Here is an 18,204-nt window from a genome sequence, read left to right on the forward strand (position 1 = left end):
CAGCGAAGCGAAGTTACGGAACAGAAGCATCAGACATCGAGCCGTGCCGAATACGCTGTGTGGGGTGTTTCTCGTCAAGCCGATCAGGCCGATCTGCTGCGAAATGCCCCAGGCTGAAGCCGAGAGGATCGAACGGGCGTTGTTCACAGAAGCGTGTGGGTGCTTTCCTGTTCTGTCCCGGACCGTTTGAGAACAATCCCACATGAGAAATAATGGGTGCGCGCCGTCTGGCTCTGGCATCCTCCATGCAGCCTGTCTCGGAGGCCTTGCGCCGGGGATGAGCCGCCGTCCTTCGCTGACCGGTTTGGCCGGCCGCCCGACGGCTTGGCCTGATCCTATATCTGGCTGCGCACCGATGCACAAGACACAGGCCGGTCCGGCAACAAGGACCCGAGGATAATGGCCTTACTGCGAACCCATGTGGCGGAGACTTGGGGCGGCCTCGCGGCCATGCTGGTCGCCCTTCCTTCCTCCATCGCCTTCGGACTCATCATCTACGGGACCCTGGGGCCGGCCTATGCCGCGCAAGGGGCGGTGGCGGGCATCCTCGGGACGATCGCCATCGGGATCATTGCGCCCCTCTTCGGAGGGACGCCCCGTCTGATCTCGGCGCCCTGTGCGCCGGCTGCCGCAATCCTGGCCGCGTTCGTCGCCGATTGGCTCCAGCCCGGCCAGGCCGGAGCCTTACCGCCGATTCAGCCGGAACAGATTCTGATGCTGCTGACGCTGGTCGCCCTGCTGGCCGGCGCCATGCAGTTTCTCTTCGGGGTCATCGGCGGCGGCACCCTGATCAAGTATATCCCCTATCCTGTGGTGGCCGGTTACTTGAGCGGCGTGGGGCTGCTGATTCTCCTGGGTCAGCTTCCCAAACTCCTGGGACTGCAGAAAGGCACGGGCTTGTGGGACGGACTGGTGGCCCCCTCGACCTGGAGTCAGTTCGACCTCGGCGTGGGACTCGTGACGATCGGGGTGATGCTCCTGGCGCCGAAGGTCACTCGGATCGTGCCGGGTCCCATCCTGGGGCTCGCCGGCGGGATGGCGGCCTATTTCAGCCTGGGGCTGTGGCACCACGAGTTGTGGACCCTGTCCGGGAATGCCCACGTCATCGGGCCGATCGGCGGAACCGGCGGCTCGCCGCTGGCGGCCATCACGGGCCATTGGAGCGCGATCGGCCGGTTGAGCCCGAGCGATCTGCAGTTGGCGCTGATGCCCGCCTTGACGCTCGCCGTCCTGCTGTCCGTCGACACCCTCAAGACCTGCGTGGTGGTGGATGCGTTGACCAGGAGCCGGCACCGGTCCAACCGAGAACTGGCGGCGCAGGGCCTGGGCAATCTGGCGTCGGCTGTCACCGGCGGCATCCCCGGCTCCGGCGTCATGGGAGCGACGCTGGTCAACATCAACAGCGGCGGACAGACCCGCTTGTCGGGCATCCTCGAGGGAACCTTTGCCCTGGCCGTCCTGTTGTTTCTAGGCTGGCTTGTGGCCTGGATTCCGGTCGCCGGCCTGGCCGGCATTCTGATCGTGGTCGCCTCCCGGATGGTCGATCGGGACAGCGTGCGCCTGCTCGGGCAGAAGTCCACGATCCTCGATTTTGGGGTCATCGCCGCCGTCGTGGTGACGGCCGTCAGCGTCAACCTCATCGCCGCCGCCGGCGTCGGGGTGGGATTGGCGGTCATGCTGTTTCTCCGCGAGCAGATTCGCGGGACGGTCGTCCGCCGCAAGACCTCCGGCGGCCAGACGTTTTCCAAGCTGCGCCGGCTTCCGGAACAGGCGGCGGTCCTCGAGCAACAGGGCGACAGGACGGCGATCTATGAATTGCAGGGGAGTCTGTTCTTCGGGACCGCCGATCAGCTGTTCACGCAGCTGGAATCAGACCTGAAGCGCAAGACCTACGTCGTCCTCGACATGCGCCGCGTCCAATCCGTGGATTTCACGGCCGCGCATCTGCTGGAGCAGATCGAGGCGCGGCTTGCCGAACACAAGGGACGCCTCCTGCTCGCCAATCTCCCTCCCAGCCTGCCTACGGGCCAAGACCTGCAGAAGTACTTCGACCAGGTGGGACTGGTCAAACCCTCCCGCAACGTCCGGATCTTCAACGAATTGGATGACGCCCTGGAGTGGATCGAGGACCGGATTCTGGAGGAGGCGCATCTGCTCCAGACCGGACCGGGAGCGCCGCTCGCACTGGCCGAGATCGACCTGTTCAAGGGCTTCGATGCCGACACGTTGACGGCTCTCGACGCCTGCGCCATGGAACGAACGGTCGAGGCGGGGCGGACGATCTTCAATCAGGGCGACGAGGGGGACGAGTTGTTTCTGGTCAGGAAGGGAAGCGTCCGGATCATCCTCCCCCTGGAGGGGGGCAAGTCTCACCACCTCGCGACGTTCGGCAAGGGGGATTTCTTCGGAGACATGGCATTTCTCGACCGCGGCCTGCGGTCGGCCGCGGCGGTCGCGACGACCGCCACGGATCTGTACGTCCTGTCCCGCAGCCGCTTCGACGCCGCGGCCACGGACCATCCGATGGTGGGCCGGAAAACCTTCGCCCGCCTGGCCCGCGCGCTGGCGATCCGGCTGCGGCAAACCGATGCCGAGCTCCGCGCCCTCGAAGAAGCGTGAGCAGAATCGTGACCGGTGCCGCTACTTGGCCGTCTCCAGGGCCTTTGCAATCGTCTGCACGACTTTGACGCGGGCATAGTGCTTGTCGTTGGCCTCCACCACCGTCCAGGGCGCCCAGGTGGTGCTGGTCTTCTCCAGCATCTCCTCCACCGCTTCGTAGTACCGATCCCACTTCGCGCGGTTCCGCCAATCTTCCTCGGTGAGCTTGTAGGAACGGAAGGGGTCCAGCTCTCGAGCCTTGAACCGGCGCAACTGCTCGTCCTGGTCGATATGCAGCCAGAACTTGACCACGACCGTTCCGAAATTGACGAGCTGCCACTCGAATTCGTTGATCTCCCGATAGGCCCGCTTCCATTCCTGCTCGGTGCAGAACCCCTCCACCCGCTCCACCAACACGCGTCCGTAGTGGGACCGGTCGAAGATGGCCAGCTGGCCCTGTGGCGCCAGGGCTTTCCAGAACCGCCAGAGATGGTGATGATGGGCCTCCGCTCCGGCCGGAGCCCCGAAGGTATTCACGTTGAACCCGCGCGGGTCGAGCGTTTCGGTCACCCGCTTGATGCTCCCTCCCTTGCCGGCCGAATCCCAGCCCTCGAAGACGGCCAAGGCCATTCGCTTTTCGTTGAACAAGCGCAGGGATTCGTTCCGGAGCCGCACCTGCCAACTCTTGATCTCGCCCCAGTATTTCTTTTCAGGCAGTTTTTTCCCGAGATCGACCCGTTCGAGCATCTCTCTTCTCCTTTGCCGATGCGGCCGGCTTAGCCCCCCGCCGAGCGCGCGCTTCACGAGACAGTTGGCTGCGCCCGATTTCCACTCCATGAGCCTTCCGCCAGGCCAGCGCCTCTTCCATCGCCTTCACCAACGTTTCAAAGACCTTGATTTCTGAAAATCGGCCGTCCGTCGCCTCGACGATGGTCCATGGCGCGTAGGGCGCATCCGTCTTGGCCAGCATTTCTTCGGTCGCGAGGAGGTACTTGTCGTAATCCCGATGGTGTTGCCAGTCCCACTTGGTGACCCGCCAGCTCTCGAATTTGTCCTTCTCCAGCTTCAGGAACCGGCGCTTCTGCTCTTTCTTCGAGATGTGCAGAAAGAATTTGACCATGACCGCCCCGTCCTCGGCCAGCTGTCGCTCGAACTGGCTGATCTCCTCGAAAGCCCGCTGCCAGACTTTCTTCGGCACCATCTTGGCAACCCGTTCGACCAGCACCCGGCCGTACCAAGAGCGGTCAAACAAGGCGATCTCACCGTCTTGCGGGAGGTGGACCCAGTAGCGCCAGAGAAACGGCTTGGCCTCTTCTTCGCTCGTGGGAGGGCGGGCCGGGTGGACCTTGAACCCGCGCGGATCCAGCCTTTCGAGGAGCCGCGAGATGATCCGCCCCTTGCCCGCCGCGTCCCACCCCTCGAACACGATGACGGTGGGAATCTCCGCCGCCTTGCATTGATACTGCAGAAGACGGAGCTTCTCGCGGAGCGGCGGCGCTTTCTTCTTGTAGCCATCTTTGGCCAACGAATGGGCCAGGTCGATCGTCTCCAGCATAGGGTCTCCGTGTTCGGTTAGGCGCGACGCTCGCCCGCGGGGCCGGATGCGGGCGCGGCCGTCAGATACTCGACGCAGGCATTCAACGAGGCGAGCTTCGGATAGTCCGCCTCCGGAATCTCCACCTGCAGGGCTTCGTGCAAAGCGATCACGAAGTTCAGAAAGTCCATGGAGTCGATATCCAGTTGCTCCCGGAAGCTCACGTCGGGCTTGAGCGAGGGCAAGTCCGCTTCCGGCGCGATCTCCCCCAGGATACGGAGGGCGATGCGTTTCACGTCTTCGGCGGTCAGTGGGGAACTCATAGGCGGCTCGGCTCCTGTAAGAGGCGATCAACCGCGGCCAGAAAAAGGCCGCCGCGATGGCCGTCGGTCACCCGGTGGTCGGCGGACAGCGTCGCGGTGACCACCGGCCTGGCCTCGACCCGGCTTTCGGCGACCCAGGGCCGCTCCACGACTTTGCCGAATCCTACCAGCGCCACCTGCGGGGGATAGATGACGCCGAAGACGGTCTCGACGCCTTGTTCCCCGAGGCTGGTCACCGTGATCGTCGGGTCGGACAGTTCGGAACTGCGCAAGGTGCCGGCGCGCGCCCGTTTCACGAGATCGCGGAAGTTGCGCATCAGCTCGTCCAGACTTTGACGATCCGCGTCGTGGAGGGCCGGCGCCACCAAACCACCGCCCCGGAGAGAAATCGCCACGCCCACGTGGATGCCTTGGCTCGGCGCCGCTTGCCCTTCTTTCCAGACCGCATTCAGCTCCGGCACTTCCCGCAAGGCCAGGGCGACGGCTTTGATCAGCAACACCCCATAGAGAAGCCGGTCCGTGACGGCCCGCTTCCGATTTTCGTCAGTCAGCCAGGTCATCGCCCGGCTCATATCGATGGTGTTGCCCAGGTAGTAGTGGGGGATCTCCCGTTTGGAGCGGGCCATGGCCGCGGCAATGGCCTGCCTCATCCGTCCCATTCGGTCCAAGCCCGCTTCCGGCTCGGCCGGCGGGACAGGCTTCGCCGAGGCCCGTTCGATATCCTCCCGCGTAATCGCGCTCTCCGGCCCTGTGCCGCGCACCTTGGCCGGGTCCACGCCAAGCTGGGCTGCTAACTGTTTGGCGGAAGGGGAAATCTTCATGCGGCTCGGCTCGACTGCCGGAAGCGGGGAGGGCGGAGCCGCGCGAACCGGAGACGGAGGCGGCACCGGGACTTCGCCTGTCGTGGGAGGCGGGAGCGGGGCAGCAACCGACGCCGAAGCCGGCTGGCCTTCCTCCCGGATGATGGCCATCACTGTGCCGACCGGCACTTGTTCGCCCGGCTGTACCAGGAGTTTTTCGATCATGCCGCTGGCGAAGACTTCGACGTCGATGGCCGCCTTGTCGGTTTCCACTTCGGCGATGACCTCGCCACGGGTCACCCGATCACCAGGCTTTTTCTTCCAGGCGACCAACGTGCCGGCGCTCATGTCGGCCCCCAGCGTGGGCATCACAAACTCAGCCATGCAGCGTCACCATGTCCGGCAAGATTCTCACTTCGCGAGGAGCATTTTCAACGAAATCAGAAGCATCGCCACTCCGAAGATTCGTTCCAACATGACGTTGGGAATGCCGATAGCCAATTTCGCACCCAACAGGCCCCCTAGGAAAAACCCCGCGCAGATCAGCAGGGCGACTTCGAAATTCACATATCCGCTTTTATAATAAGTCCAGGCGGCCGGCAGCCCAATGGGCGGAACCAAGAGAGCCAACGTCGTCCCTTGGGCCTCATGCTGCGAGAAACCAAAGAGGAAGATTAATAAAGGAACGATCACCACCCCTCCTCCAACGCCGATCAGCCCGCTCAGGATGCCGGCCGTGACTCCCAGAATCACAAAGAGCAACTCATTAGGCATAGGGTGTCCCCCTCATATTCACGCGGCAGCTCAGCATGAACATCTGGAATTCAACCATGGGACTTCACCGACTGCTGGACAGCATGCACGATCGCCGCGACGTTGGGCAGCGCCGCATCCTCCAGATGTTTGGGGTAGGGGATCGGAACCTCCGCGCTACAGACGCGCGCCACCGGTCCGTCCAACTCGTAGAACCCGCCCTCCATGATCTGCGCGCTGATTTCGGCCGCGAAGCTGCCGGTCCGCCAGCCCTCGTCCACGATCAGGGCCCGGTGAGTCTTGGCGACCGAGGTCAGGATCGTCGGCGTGTCCAGCGGGCGCAACGATCGCAGATCAATGACCTCGGCGTCGATGCCCTCGCCGGCCAGTCGGTCGGCCGCGTCCATCGCTTTCCAGAGCGACCCGCCGAAGGTGATCACGGTGACATCGCGCCCCGACCGGCGCACGGCCGCCCGGGTCAGCTCCACCGCCGCCGATTCGTCCAATTCCCCCTCGGTGGGATAGAGATAGGCATGCTCGAAGATAAACACCGGGTCCGGTTCCTTGAGCGCGGCCAGCAACATGCCTTTTGCATCGGTCACGGTCGCCGGGGTCACCACCTTGATCCCGGGAATATGCGCATACCAGCCCTCCAGACTGTGGGAATGTTGCGCCGCCACCTGACGGCCCCCTCCGGTGGCCATGCGCACCACGAGGGGCACGCTGAACTGCCCGCCGGACATGTGCCGGATCGTCGCCGCGTTGTTGACGATCTGATCCAGGGCCAGCAGGCTGAAATTGACGGTCATGACTTCCACGACGGGCCGCATACCGCCGAGGGCTGCGCCGATGCCGGCCCCGACGAAAGCGGACTCCGAGAGAGGCGTGTCGCGGATGCGCTCGGGGCCGAATTCCTCCAGCAGGCCGCGGCTGCAGGCATAGGCCCCACCGTAGCGACCGACATCCTCGCCCATCAGAAAGACCCGCGGGTCGCCGAGCAGCGCCTCGCGCAACCCGGCCCGCACCGCCTCGCGATAGGTGATCTTCGTCATCGCGTCACGCCCTGATCTTCATGACACAGGCCAACATACACCGGCGCTTCGTCTTGGGCCTAGGTTACAGGCCCTCGCGCATGTTCCTTATGCGCCTTCAGATGGTCCTCGCAGGCTTGCTGACAGGACGCAATCGAGGCCTTGATGCGGTTGACCTTCTCCGCCATCTCTTCTTCCGCCTTTTGCGCGTAATCCTTCAAGGTGGCTCTGGTTTCCCGCCCCGACTTGGGAGCCAAGAGCAGACCCGCAGCCGCGCCGATGAGCACGCCGCCCAAAAACGCCACGATCAGCCCCTCCACATTGCCGTCTTCTCTCTCCATGATGCTTCCTCCTTGTAAACGCCTCACTGTCCTACTTCAAAATGGTGTACACATACTTCGTCAGGTCTTCGACCGGCTCCCAGGGTCCCGCCTCCGCCTCCGCCACAGCCGCGGCGATCTCCGCGGCAATATCCTCCTCCATGGCCGCCAGGTCCTCGGAGGTCAGACACTTCCATTCCCGCAGTTGCCCTTCGAAGATCGAGATCGGATCGCGCTGCTTCCACTGCGCGACCTCCTCTTTTGTGCGGTAGAGTTCCGCGTCGTACATCGAATGGGCGCGAAACCGATAGGTGCGATATTCCAGCAAGGACGGACCGTTGCCGCCGCGCACCGATTCGGCGGCCCGTTTGGTCGCCTCCTCAACGGCCAGCACATCCATGCCGTCCACGGCCTCGGCGGGGACCCCCTCGGCTTGCGCCTTGAGCGTGATGTCCGGTTGGGCCTGATGGCGCGACAAGGCGGTTCCCATCGCATACAGATTGTTCTCGCAGAGAAACAGCACCGGCAGCTTCCACAGCGCCGCCAGGTTGAGCGATTCGTGGAACTCGCCTTCCGCCACCGCTCCATCCCCGAAGAAACAGGCGGTCACGCGGGCCTTGCCTTGCAGTTTGTCGGCCAAGGCCAGCCCGACCGCCACCGGCAACCCGCCGCCCACAATGGCCATCCCGCCGTAAAAGCGGCGCGAGGCATCGAAGAAGTGCATGGAGCCGCCTCGGCCCCTGGCGCAGCCGTTGGCCTTGCCGTAGAGCTCCGCCATCAAGGAGCCGGCCGGCGTGCCGCGCAGGAGCGCCTGGCCATGTTCCCGATAAGTCGCCACAAGGGCGTCCTCTTGCGTGAGCGCCTGCATCGCTCCCACCGCCACCGCCTCTTCGCCGATGTAGAGGTGGAGAAAGCCGCGAATCTTGCCGAGGCTGTAGAGTTCCGCCGCCTTTTCCTCGAAGCGGCGAATGCGGAGCATCTGCCGCAACAACTTCAAGGCATGCGCACGTTCAACCGCGAGACTCATAGGCACTCCCTTGCACGCACACGACGCGGAGAGGAGGTGACGGGGAGACGCGGGGATTCGTCCCTTTTATGCCGCCGCATCGCCATGTCTCCGCGTCTCCCCATCGTCCCCTCTTACGCTTCCAGCGTCGAGGTGTCTCCCTCGGGCAAGCCCAGTTCACGGGCCTTGAGCAACCGACGCATGATCTTTCCGCTACGGGTCTTGGGGAGGGAGGGAAGAAACTCAATCTCTTTCGGCGCCACCACCGCGCCGAGCCTGGCCCTGGCAAAGCCCAGTAATTCCCGCTGCAGGTCATGGGAGGGCTGGTAGCCGTCCCTGAGCGACACGAAGGCCTTGACCGTTTCCAGCGCGACCGGGTCCGGCTTGCCGATCACGCCCGCTTCGGCCACCGCCTTGTGTTCGAGCAGCACGCTCTCGACCTCGAACGGCCCGATCAGATGACCGGAGGTTTTGATGACATCGTCCGCCCGGCCGACGAACCAAAAATACCCGTCCTTATCACGCTTGGCCAGGTCGCCGGTCAGGTACCACCCGCCGGCGAAACATTTCTGGTACCGCTCCGGCTCGTTCCAGTAGGCCCGGAACATCGAGGGCCAGCCGGGCCGCAAGGCCAGCTCCCCTTGGACCGCCGGCTCCTGCACGACCTCGATCGTCCCCTCGGAGGTCTTGCGCACGATCGCCGCCTCGATTCCCGGGAGGGGACGCCCCATGGAGCCGGGCCGGACGTCCATCGCCGCGTAGTTGGCGACCATGATCCCGCCCGTCTCGGTCTGCCACCAGTTGTCGTGGAACGGTCTCCCGAAGGCCTGCTGACCCCAGACGACCGCCTCCGGGTTCAGCGGCTCGCCCACGCTGGCCAGGAACCGCAATGGCCGCAGATCGTACTTGCGGACCGGCTCCAGGCCCGCCTTCATCATCATGCGGATGGCCGTGGGGGCCGTGTACCAGACCGTCACGCGCTGATCCTGCAAGATACGGTACCACCGTTCGGCCTCGAACTCGGCCTCGTCTACGATGCTCGTGATGCCGTTCGTCAACGGAGCGATGATGCCGTAGGAGGTGCCGGTCACCCAGCCCGGGTCGGCGGTGCACCAGAAGATATCCTCTTTGTGAAAGTCGAGCGCCAGCTTGCCGGTCATGTGATGGGCCACCACCGCCTGGTGCACGTGCACCGCTCCCTTGGGCGTGCCGGTCGTTCCGCTGGTGAAATGCAACAGCGCCATGTCCTCAGGATCGGTGGGCCCGATCGCAAAGCGATCGCCGACCTCCGCCATCAGCCAGTAATAGTCTTTCGTTCCCGGCACGTCCGTCGGCTTGTGGGCGTCTCCGACGAGCAGCACGTCTTGGAGATGGGGGAGGGACGCCCGCAACCCGGCTATTTTCCGCTGGTAGAGCGACTCGGTGGTCACGAGGACTTTCGCCTGACCGAGGGCCAACCTGGCGCGGATCGGCTCCGGGCCGAAGGCCGAAAAGAGCGGGCAGAAGACGCTGCGGTTTTTGAGCGTGCCCAGCGCGGTAATGTAAAGTTCTGGGATGCGGCCGGCCAAGACATAGACCCGGTCCCCTTTGACCACGCCGAGCCGCTGCAGGACGTTGGCAAACCGGTTTGTCAGTTCTTCCAGCCGACCGTACGTGTAGTCGCGGACTTCCCCGTTCTTGCCGAGCCAGCGCAACGCCACATGGTCCCGCCGGGGACCGGCCGCGTGACGATCCACCGCTTCATGCGCGATGTTGAGGCCCTGCCCGCCCGGAAGCCCGTCGAGATCCTGTCGCGCCCGTCCCCAGGAAAAGTGCGCCCGCGCCTCCCCATACTCGCTGAGGTTCGGCACCACTTCCCAGTCGCGCCTCGATTTGACGATCGGTTCCCAGGACACAGGCTCATTCCTCACTTACCCTCTGTTGGTGCAAAGGCCAGACCAAAGGAGAGTCGGCCTGCTTCCGGCAGGCGCGAGAACAAATCCTCAAGAAATCAGACCGATGGGCGCAGTCGTCCCACAGCCCTCCATCGGCCTGTAGCATTATTCATCAAGCCGGAGAACAGGTACGGGGAGAATCGCGTCAGGCCTTTACTCCTGCCGCCCCTCCTCGCAGGCCGTGGCCGGTTACCAGCAACCAGGTGCGCGAAATCATAGCGCTTCCAGGCGTAGCAAGATGCAAGTGACTGCGCACAGTTCTTGCCTTTTGAAGCGATCGCCACAAGACGAGGAACCATGCCATGGATCAGACCAAGGTGCTCATCATGGGGGCGGCCGGGAGGGACTTTCACAATTTCAACGTCCGGTTCCGCCAAGACCCCCAGTACCGGGTCATCGCCTTCACCGCCGCGCAAATTCCGAATATTGCCGAGCGGCTCTATCCGCCGGTCCTGGCCGGCCCCCTCTACCCGAAGGGCATCCCGATCCACGCCGAGGCGGAATTGGAATCCTTGATCGAGACACATCAGGCAGACCGGGTGGTCTTCGCCTACAGCGACGTGTCGCACGAAACCGTCATGCACAAGGCCTCGCAAGTCATGGCCCAGGGAGCGGACTTTTGGTTTCTCGGTCCGCGCGCAACGATGCTGGCCTCCAGCAAGCCGGTGGTCTCGGTCTGTGCAGTCAGGACCGGCTGCGGCAAAAGCCCGGCGGCCCGCAAGATCGCGGCCATTCTCCGCAGCGAGGGGCTCCGTGTGGCGGTCGTCCGCCATCCCATGCCCTACGGCGACCTGGCCAAACAGGCCGTGCAACGTTTCGCCAGCCTCGAAGATTTGACTCGCGCCGCTTGCACGATCGAAGAGATGGAAGAGTATGAACCCCATATCGCAAACGGCATCCCCGTCTATGCCGGCGTGGACTATGAACGCATCTTGCGTCACGCAGAAGCGGACGCCGATGTGATCCTCTGGGACGGAGGCAACAACGATTGGCCTTTTTTCGCCTCAGACCTGGAGATGGTCCTGATGGACCCGCACCGGGCCGGGCATGAACGGCGCTACTTTCCCGGCGAGGTCAATTTGCGCCGGGCGCAGGTCATGGTCCTGACCAAACTGGACAGCGCCAGCCCGGAGCAGATCGGGGCTCTGCGCGAGAGCCTCCACCGGGAGAATCCGGCCGCTGCCGTGATCGAGTGCACCATGCCCGTGTCGGTGACCGATCCGGCGACAGTCTGCGGGAAGCGGGTCCTGGTCGTGGAGGATGGCCCGACGCTCACCCACGGAGGCATGAGCTTTGGGGCCGGGACGCTCGCGGCCAGAAAATGGGGCGCCTGCGAACTTGTGGACCCGCGACCTTGGGCCGTCGGGTCGATTCGCCAAACCTTTGCCGATTACCCGCATATCGGCCCCTTGCTCCCGGCCATGGGCTACGGGCCCCAGCAGATACGAGAGCTCGAAGAGACGATCGGACGAGTCGCGTGCGATCTGGTATTGATCGCCACCCCGGCGGACCTGCGGCGCGTGATTCAGATCGCGCAGCCCACCGTGCGGGTGACCTATGAGCTGCAAGAAGTCGGCGGCCTGACGTTTCGCGATGTCGTGCGAGGATTCCTGCAGAAGGTCAAGGCCCATGCCTGAGAGGATTCTGGTCGCACTGGGCGGCAATGCCTTGGTGAAAACCGGGCAACGGGGAACGCTCGACGAGCAAACGGCCAACCTGCCATCGGCTTTGGCCGGAGTCGCCGAGCTGATCCGGCGCGGGCATCAAGTGGTTCTTACGCACGGGAACGGCCCGCAAGTCGGACACATTCTGCTCCGTGCCGAAGCAGCGCGCGGGCAGGCCTATGACCTGCCGCTGGATGTCTGCGTCGCGCAGTCGCAAGGAGAAACCGGCTACGTGATCCAGCAATGCCTGCAGAACCTCTTGCGGCAACGCGGGATCGGCGATCATCCGGTTGCGGCCGTCATCACCAGAACGCTCGTCGATCCGGACGATCCGCGGATGGTGCATCCCGCCAAGCCTGTCGGCCCCTTCTATACGAAGGAGCAAGCCGAACGATGGCGCGGGCCGGGATGGCAGATCGCTGAAGACGCGCACCGGGGCTATCGGCGGGTGGTGCCCTCGCCCCTCCCGATCGGGATCGTCGAAGCCTCGGTTGTCCGTCGGCTCGTTGAGGCCGGCGTCATCGTCATCGCCGCCGGCGGCGGGGGCATTCCGGTCCGTCGGGAACGTGACGGCACGCTGGTCGGGGTCGAGGCCGTCGTGGACAAGGACTGGGCATCAAGCCGCCTGGCCATGGAGCTTGGGCTCGACAAAATTCTTGACCTGACCGCGGTGGAGCAGGTCATGCTGGATTTCGGGACGCCGAAGGAACGGCCCCTCGCCGCCCTGACGGTACAGGAGGCCCGGGCCTATCTGGCCGAAGGCCACTTTGCGCCCGGCAGCATGGGACCCAAGATCGAGGCTGCCGTGCAGTTTCTGGAACAGGGCGGGCGGGAGGTCATCATCACCAGTCCGGAGAACGCGCTGGCCGCGTTCGACGGCTCGGCCGGGACGCACCTGTACCCGACCCGGGGGGACAAACCATGAAACAGAAGACATCCTTCAAGAACATGCCGAAACGCCAGGCCAAGCAATTCGCCGAACTCAAGCAGGCGAGCGAACGGGAGCGGATCGTCAAGAAGAAGACCCGCCCACAGGCTCCGGGCCGATGAGCGATTGCCATGCCGGTCCATAACGCCGATATCGCCGCCAAGTTGGACGAGATCGCCGACTTGCTGGAAATCGAGGACGCCAATCCATTCCGTATTCGCGCCTACCGCAACGCGGCGCGCACCCTGCGCGACTTGAGCCGCGAGGTGACCAGCCTGCTGGCCCAAGGCGAGGACCTGACCGAGCTGCCCGGCATCGGCAAGGACCTGGCCGGCAAGATCGAGGACATCGTCAAGACCGGCACCACCGCCATGCTCGACGAGCACCGGAGAGCCGTGCCGCCCACGCTCACCGAACTGCTCAAGATTCCGGGGCTCGGCCCCAAGCGGGTCAAGACGCTCAGCCGTGCGCTCGGCATTCGGACGCTCAAGGACTTGCATCACGCCGCCCGTGCCGGCCGCATCAACGCGCTGGCAGGATTCGGCGAAAAACTGGAGCGGCAGATTCTGCACGAACTGGAGGCGCGGGCCGGCGCCGAGGCCCGGTTCAAGCTTGCCACGGCGGCCCAGTATGCCGAGGCGCTGGTGGCCTACCTCAAGGACTCGCCGGGCATCGGCCGGGTCGTGGCGGCCGGCAGCTATCGACGGGGCAGAGAGACGATCGGCGATCTGGACATCCTGGCGACGGCCCGCGCCGACAGCCCGGTGATGGACCGGTTCGTCTCCTACGACGAAGTGGAAGAAGTACTGGCCCGCGGTGGCACCAGGGCCACCGTCCGTCTCGCTTGCAACCTGCACGTGGACTTGCGGGTGGTCGGCGAGGAGAGCTATGGAGCCGCGCTCCAGTATTTCACGGGGAGCAAAGCGCACAACATCGTGCTGCGCCAGCTGGCGCAGCAACGGGGACTCAAGGTCAACGAATACGGGGTCTTCAAAGGAGAGCAGTACGTGGCGGGGCAGACGGAGGAATCCGTCTATGCCGCGGTGGGGCTGCCCTGGATTCCGCCGGAGCTGCGGGAAAATCGCGGCGAGTTCGACGCGGCACGGGAGGGTCGGCTCCCGCAGCTCGTGCAGCTCGGCGACCTACGAGGCGACCTGCATGCCCACACCAACGCGACGGACGGCCGGAACAGCCTCAGGGAGATGGCCCGGGCGGCTCGCGAGCGCGGCTTCGAATACCTGGCGGTGTGCGACCATTCCCGACGACTCACCATGACGCACGGCCTGGACGCCAAACGGTTGCTGGCCCAACTGGACGCGATCGACCGGCTGAACGAGACCCGACCGGGCATTACCCTGCTCAAGGGGATCGAGGTGGACATTCTGGAGGATGGCCGGCTGGACCTGCCGGACGGCGTGCTCGGCCGGCTGGACTTGGTCGTGGCCGCCGTGCACAGCCACTTCAACCTGCCGCGCGAGCGGCAGACCGAGCGGATTCTGCGGGCCATGGACCGGCCGCATTTCACGATCCTGGCCCATCCGAGCGGGCGCCTGATTCAGGAACGGGAACCCTACGACGTGGACCTGCCGCGCGTGATCCGACAGGCGCGCGAGCGGCAATGTTTTCTGGAAGTCAACGCGCACCCGGAGCGGCTGGATCTTGCCGATGCCTATTGCCGGATGGCGAAGGAAGAGGGAGTGCTGGTCAGCATCAACTCCGACGCCCACAGCGTGCTCGACTTCGAGCACCTTCGGTTCGGCGTCGGACAGGCCCGGCGTGGATGGCTGGAACCGGCCGATGTGCTGAACAGCAGACCGCTGAGCGCCTTGCGCCCGCTGCTCCAGCGAACGATGTAACGACCTGTCGGAAGCAACGCGCCACGGGGACGGTAGCATCGGGGGGGCCGGCACGTTCGACGAGATCGTGCTGTCCGGCATCGTCGCCGCCTATCTCGCTTGAACCGCCGGAAGGAGGCTGCCAGTCCCGACTCAGGCAAGCGCACGTCTGTGCCTCTGCCAGATCGGCTCTTCTTTTTCCTGTGTAGTCTTTCGCTACAGTTTCTCCGCCACGCTGTAGCAGGTTTTCCTGGACCGTCTCGAAAAAAGGACATCGCCGCCCGCAATACCCTTGTTTTCCAAGGAATCTCTCCCGCTGCCTGGTCGAGCCCGATGGCATTGCCCTTGCTGTAACTCAGCGAGCGCCTTGCGCCCGATCAGAGCGGCCGGCATGACCGAACCACCCAGCAGCGATGAAACCATCAGATGGAACACCTATCCGTCTTGGGGCCAGTTTGTCTGGCTCTACTTTATGAGCTTGTTGACCGCTTCGCGTGGCCTGTTGTTGCTTAAGTTCGAAATCCCTGGTTGGAGCCTGTGGCTGGGTGGAGCCGTCGCGCTGCTGGCCTGCGCCGCAGCTCTGCGCCGATGGGCCAAGTACAGCATCACCGCCAGCCGCGTGGTGGTGACCAACGGCTACACCGGTCGCGTGATCGAAACCGTGACCATACCGCACATCGAGGAGCTGACGATCCGACAAGGGCCGATGGCCCAGTGGCTGGGCATCGGCACACTCGTGATCCGAACCGCCGGCGGCGGACAGATCCGGTTGCGCGGGATCAACGATCCGGAGGTGGTGAGGAACCGACTCGAAGCCATGAGGCCGGCTGGTGCCGCCCCGGCCGACTAGCGTACCGTACCCTCATCTGATGGGGGCCTATGAAGCTGACCGCGTGGATTGATCCCTGGCGTGACGCCACCGTCGCCATCGGCCACGTGCACTCGTTTCCGGTCACAGGGCGAGGGGGGCAACCCTCCCGACGCAACTTTTTTGTGGTGATCGGCACCGGCGTCATGTTCTGGCTGAAGAACGACCCGACCAGGACTCCGTGGCTGGTGACCGCCAAACATGTCTTCCTGGATCAGGCGGAGGGTTGGGCCCCCTCCCACTTGCAGATTCGCTTCTCCTGGTTGGATGCCCAACCCGTGGATGAACACCTCGGGGTCCGGATCACCCTCAAGCAACGGGGCCGGCGACGGTGGTTGGCTCATCCGGACCCCGCCGTTGACTTGGCCTGTCTCCCGTTAGCCATCCCGCCGGAACAAGCCGGCAGGACCAGAGTGCCGACGGTGACGATGGATGACTTTGCCGCCGCCAAGGATATCTACGAAGGAGCCCCCGTGGTCGTGCTGGGCTACCCCGGTGCGGTCGGCCCGCATTTTTGGACGAGAGCGATCGTTCGTCAGGGCATCATCTCGTGGGTGTCGCCGACCCAACCGCAATCCACCCCCTTCTTGATCGACAGCAACGTGTTTCCGGGCAACAGCGGCGGGCCGGTCTTTAAGCTGCCGGCCGGAACGGACCGTCATGGACACTTCGCGGCCGGCGGAAAAGTGGCCTTGTTGGGCATCGTGACCCAGGCCAGGATTCAAAAGCTCCCGCTCACGGTAGGCGGGAAAGAGCTTGAAGTCCAGTTGAAGGGCAAGAAGCGGCCGGAAACCCCCTTTGTCCCAAGCTTCATCGGCCTCGGCGTCATCGAGCCGGCTTTCCGGGTCAAACAGTTGCTATCGGCGGCGACGCTTTCCCGGAAACACTGAGGCCCGCAGCGCACCAAGAACGGTCGGAAATGGGGGCTTCGTTATGCGGATGATGCTGTGCCATCTCACCGGCAGCCTGCGGGGCCGAACACAGTCGTTCGATACCGATGCGATCCGCGTCGGCGTCGGGGAATCCTGTCACGTCGCGTTCGACCCGGCGAAAGACCCGACAGTCTGCCCGCTCCACGCAGAGATTGCGGTCGAAGCCCATGCCCCCCTGATCCGGGACCGAAGCGGGAAGAACGCGCTCCTCATCAACGGCCAGCGAAGCTTTGAGTCCGAACTGAAAGACGGAGACCTCCTGCAGTTCGGCGAAGGCGGCCCGCTGGTGCGGTTTCGCGTCACGGCCGACGAGGGGCAGGCGAGCAAACCCTGGCGGGCCATCGTCACCGACTCCCGCGACATCGTCGTGCGCATGCCCCATCCCCGCTACCTGTCCCCCCTCTACTTGGCGCGCCACCTGCTCGCCGATATCGGACGCTATGGGTCCCCGGCCGCGAAGTTGGCCGCTATCCTGGCCATCTTGACGCCGATCGTGATCATTTTCCTGTTGGGCATCGTCGCCTACCGCCAGCACCTCGCGGCCGACACCGCCCAGCGGCGGATCGCCGACCTCATCAGCCAGCTGGAAGCCGGACAGCTCACCCGCACGGAGATGAGCCGGCGAATCGAGCAGGAACGCCAGAGCCTGGCGGATCTCCGCCGGCAACAGGAGGAGTTGGCCGCCAGGTTGACCGCCTCGCTCCAAGAGCAGCAGGCGGCCCATCGGTCCCAGCAGGAGCTCCAGACGATCCGCCGCCAGTTGAGCACGCTCGAAAACCGGCAGCGGTTCGCCGAGGACCTCGTCGCGCGGTTCGGGGGCAGCGTCGGGTTGCTGCAAGGCGGCTACGGGTTCGTGGAGCAAGGGACCGGCCGGCCACTCCGCTACCAGGGCTTCGATCAAGACGGCCATCCCTTCGTGGATCGAGAGGGCAATCCCTTGGTGACGGTCGAAGGCGAGAGCCCTCCCATCGTCATCTTCTATGCCGGCAGCGGATTCCTGGTGGACAAGGCGGGGACGATCCTGACGAACCGTCATCTCGTTCGGATGTGGGACCATTACGAACCGGCGCGGGAGATCATGGCGACGGGGTTCGAACCCCGCCTGGCCATGCTCCGCATCTTCTTCCCCGACACGGGAGCAGCCTTTGCTCTCGACATGCTCGGCGTCTCCGACACCAGCGACGTGGCCGTCCTCCGGACCGACCGGGCGCCGACCGGGTTGGCCCCGCTTCGCTTGGCTCCCGCGGACGACGCTCCGCGCGTGGGGGAGCCGCTCGTGGCGCTGAGCTACCCGGGTACTTTCGACAGCCTGATGGGACGACTGGCCAAGCCGGTGAGCGACGGGATTCTGGAGGAGGCGGGGGGCGACCCGGTCAAACTGGCCGATGCGCTCGCCAGGCGGAAACTGATCCGCCCCCTGGCCACGCAAGGGCATGTGTCCGACCTATCACCGGACACCCTCACCTTCGAAGCCGGCGCCGGCGGGGGCAGCAGCGGGGGCCCGGTCCTCGACCAAGCCGGCCGCGTGATCGCGATCAACCATGCGGCGATGCGCAAGGTCGGCGGGCTCAATGTGGGGCTGCGGACCAACCAGGCCAGAGCCTTGCTGGCGCAGTTGCGGATCGCGCTTGATCCGGACGCCGACGCAAAAGTCCGCCTGCCTCGCTGATCGCCTGGA

Annotated in this window: 15 protein-coding genes and 1 pseudogene; 8 read left to right on the plus strand and 8 right to left on the minus strand. The window is 64.6% G+C overall.

The annotated features are described in order from the left end of the window. Positions 1-450 precede the first annotated feature (450 nt). Complete coding sequence (locus EPO61_11110) at positions 451-2,619, plus strand: cyclic nucleotide-binding domain-containing protein (GenBank protein ID TAJ08046.1); 2,169 nt, start codon at positions 451-453, stop codon at positions 2,617-2,619. Between the two features lie 21 nt (positions 2,620-2,640). Here the strand turns inward: EPO61_11110 and EPO61_11115 are convergent. The 8 genes and pseudogenes from EPO61_11115 to acsA form a co-directional block, all read right to left on the minus strand. Beyond that, a pseudogene (locus tag EPO61_11115) lies at positions 2,641-4,153 on the minus strand (phosphate--AMP phosphotransferase). Between the two features lie 17 nt (positions 4,154-4,170). Then, complete coding sequence (locus tag EPO61_11120) at positions 4,171-4,443, minus strand: acyl carrier protein (protein TAJ08047.1); 273 nt, start codon at positions 4,441-4,443, stop codon at positions 4,171-4,173. Positions 4,444-4,451: 8 nt separating this feature from the next. Beyond that, positions 4,452-5,639, minus strand: coding sequence for a 2-oxo acid dehydrogenase subunit E2 (locus tag EPO61_11125; GenBank protein ID TAJ07990.1), 1,188 nt, complete (start codon positions 5,637-5,639; stop codon positions 4,452-4,454). Positions 5,640-5,666: 27 nt separating this feature from the next. Then, positions 5,667-6,029, minus strand: coding sequence for a sulfite exporter TauE/SafE family protein (locus EPO61_11130; GenBank protein ID TAJ07991.1), 363 nt, complete (start codon positions 6,027-6,029; stop codon positions 5,667-5,669). Positions 6,030-6,079: 50 nt separating this feature from the next. Further along, positions 6,080-7,060 carry an alpha-ketoacid dehydrogenase subunit beta gene (locus tag EPO61_11135; protein TAJ07992.1) on the minus strand — a complete coding sequence of 327 codons (981 nt, stop codon included), beginning with the start codon at positions 7,058-7,060 and terminating at the stop codon, positions 6,080-6,082. Between the two features lie 59 nt (positions 7,061-7,119). Further along, a complete protein-coding gene (locus EPO61_11140) occupies positions 7,120-7,380 on the minus strand; it encodes a YtxH domain-containing protein (protein TAJ07993.1) in 261 nt (86 codons plus the stop codon). Positions 7,381-7,411: 31 nt separating this feature from the next. Further along, entirely contained in the window at positions 7,412-8,350 is a 939-nt protein-coding gene (gene pdhA / locus EPO61_11145) for a pyruvate dehydrogenase (acetyl-transferring) E1 component subunit alpha (protein ID TAJ08048.1), read from the minus strand. A 149-nt stretch (positions 8,351-8,499) separates the two neighbouring features. After that, positions 8,500-10,260 carry an acetate--CoA ligase gene (gene acsA / locus EPO61_11150; GenBank protein TAJ07994.1) on the minus strand — a complete coding sequence of 587 codons (1,761 nt, stop codon included), beginning with the start codon at positions 10,258-10,260 and terminating at the stop codon, positions 8,500-8,502. A gap of 341 nt (positions 10,261-10,601) precedes the next feature. Between acsA and EPO61_11155 the strand changes: the two genes are divergently transcribed. From EPO61_11155 to EPO61_11185, 7 genes are all read left to right on the plus strand, one after another. Beyond that, positions 10,602-11,936 carry a GTPase gene (locus EPO61_11155; GenBank protein ID TAJ07995.1) on the plus strand — a complete coding sequence of 445 codons (1,335 nt, stop codon included), beginning with the start codon at positions 10,602-10,604 and terminating at the stop codon, positions 11,934-11,936. Then, positions 11,929-12,888, plus strand: a complete 960-nt coding sequence (arcC, locus tag EPO61_11160; protein ID TAJ07996.1) for a carbamate kinase — start codon at positions 11,929-11,931, stop codon at positions 12,886-12,888. Before EPO61_11155 ends, arcC begins: the two co-directional genes overlap by 8 nt. Before the next feature lie 134 nt (positions 12,889-13,022). Further along, the gene (polX, locus tag EPO61_11165; protein ID TAJ07997.1) at positions 13,023-14,747 is read left to right on the plus strand and encodes a DNA polymerase/3'-5' exonuclease PolX; all 1,725 of its coding nucleotides are present in this window, start codon (positions 13,023-13,025) and stop codon (positions 14,745-14,747) included. A 4-nt stretch (positions 14,748-14,751) separates the two neighbouring features. Continuing rightward, positions 14,752-14,850: a DUF1614 domain-containing protein gene (locus EPO61_11170; GenBank protein TAJ08049.1), complete on the plus strand. Its 99-nt coding sequence runs from the start codon at positions 14,752-14,754 to the stop codon at positions 14,848-14,850. Between the two features lie 267 nt (positions 14,851-15,117). After that, entirely contained in the window at positions 15,118-15,576 is a 459-nt protein-coding gene (locus EPO61_11175) for a PH domain-containing protein (protein TAJ07998.1), read from the plus strand. 29 nt (positions 15,577-15,605) lie between these two features. After that, positions 15,606-16,484 carry a serine protease gene (locus tag EPO61_11180; protein ID TAJ07999.1) on the plus strand — a complete coding sequence of 293 codons (879 nt, stop codon included), beginning with the start codon at positions 15,606-15,608 and terminating at the stop codon, positions 16,482-16,484. A 43-nt stretch (positions 16,485-16,527) separates the two neighbouring features. Next, positions 16,528-18,195, plus strand: coding sequence for an FHA domain-containing protein (locus EPO61_11185; GenBank protein ID TAJ08000.1), 1,668 nt, complete (start codon positions 16,528-16,530; stop codon positions 18,193-18,195). The last annotated feature ends 9 nt before the right edge of the window (positions 18,196-18,204 follow it).

It is taken from the genome of Nitrospirota bacterium, assembly GCA_004296885.1.
Taxonomy (GTDB): domain Bacteria; phylum Nitrospirota; class Nitrospiria; order Nitrospirales; family Nitrospiraceae; genus SYGV01.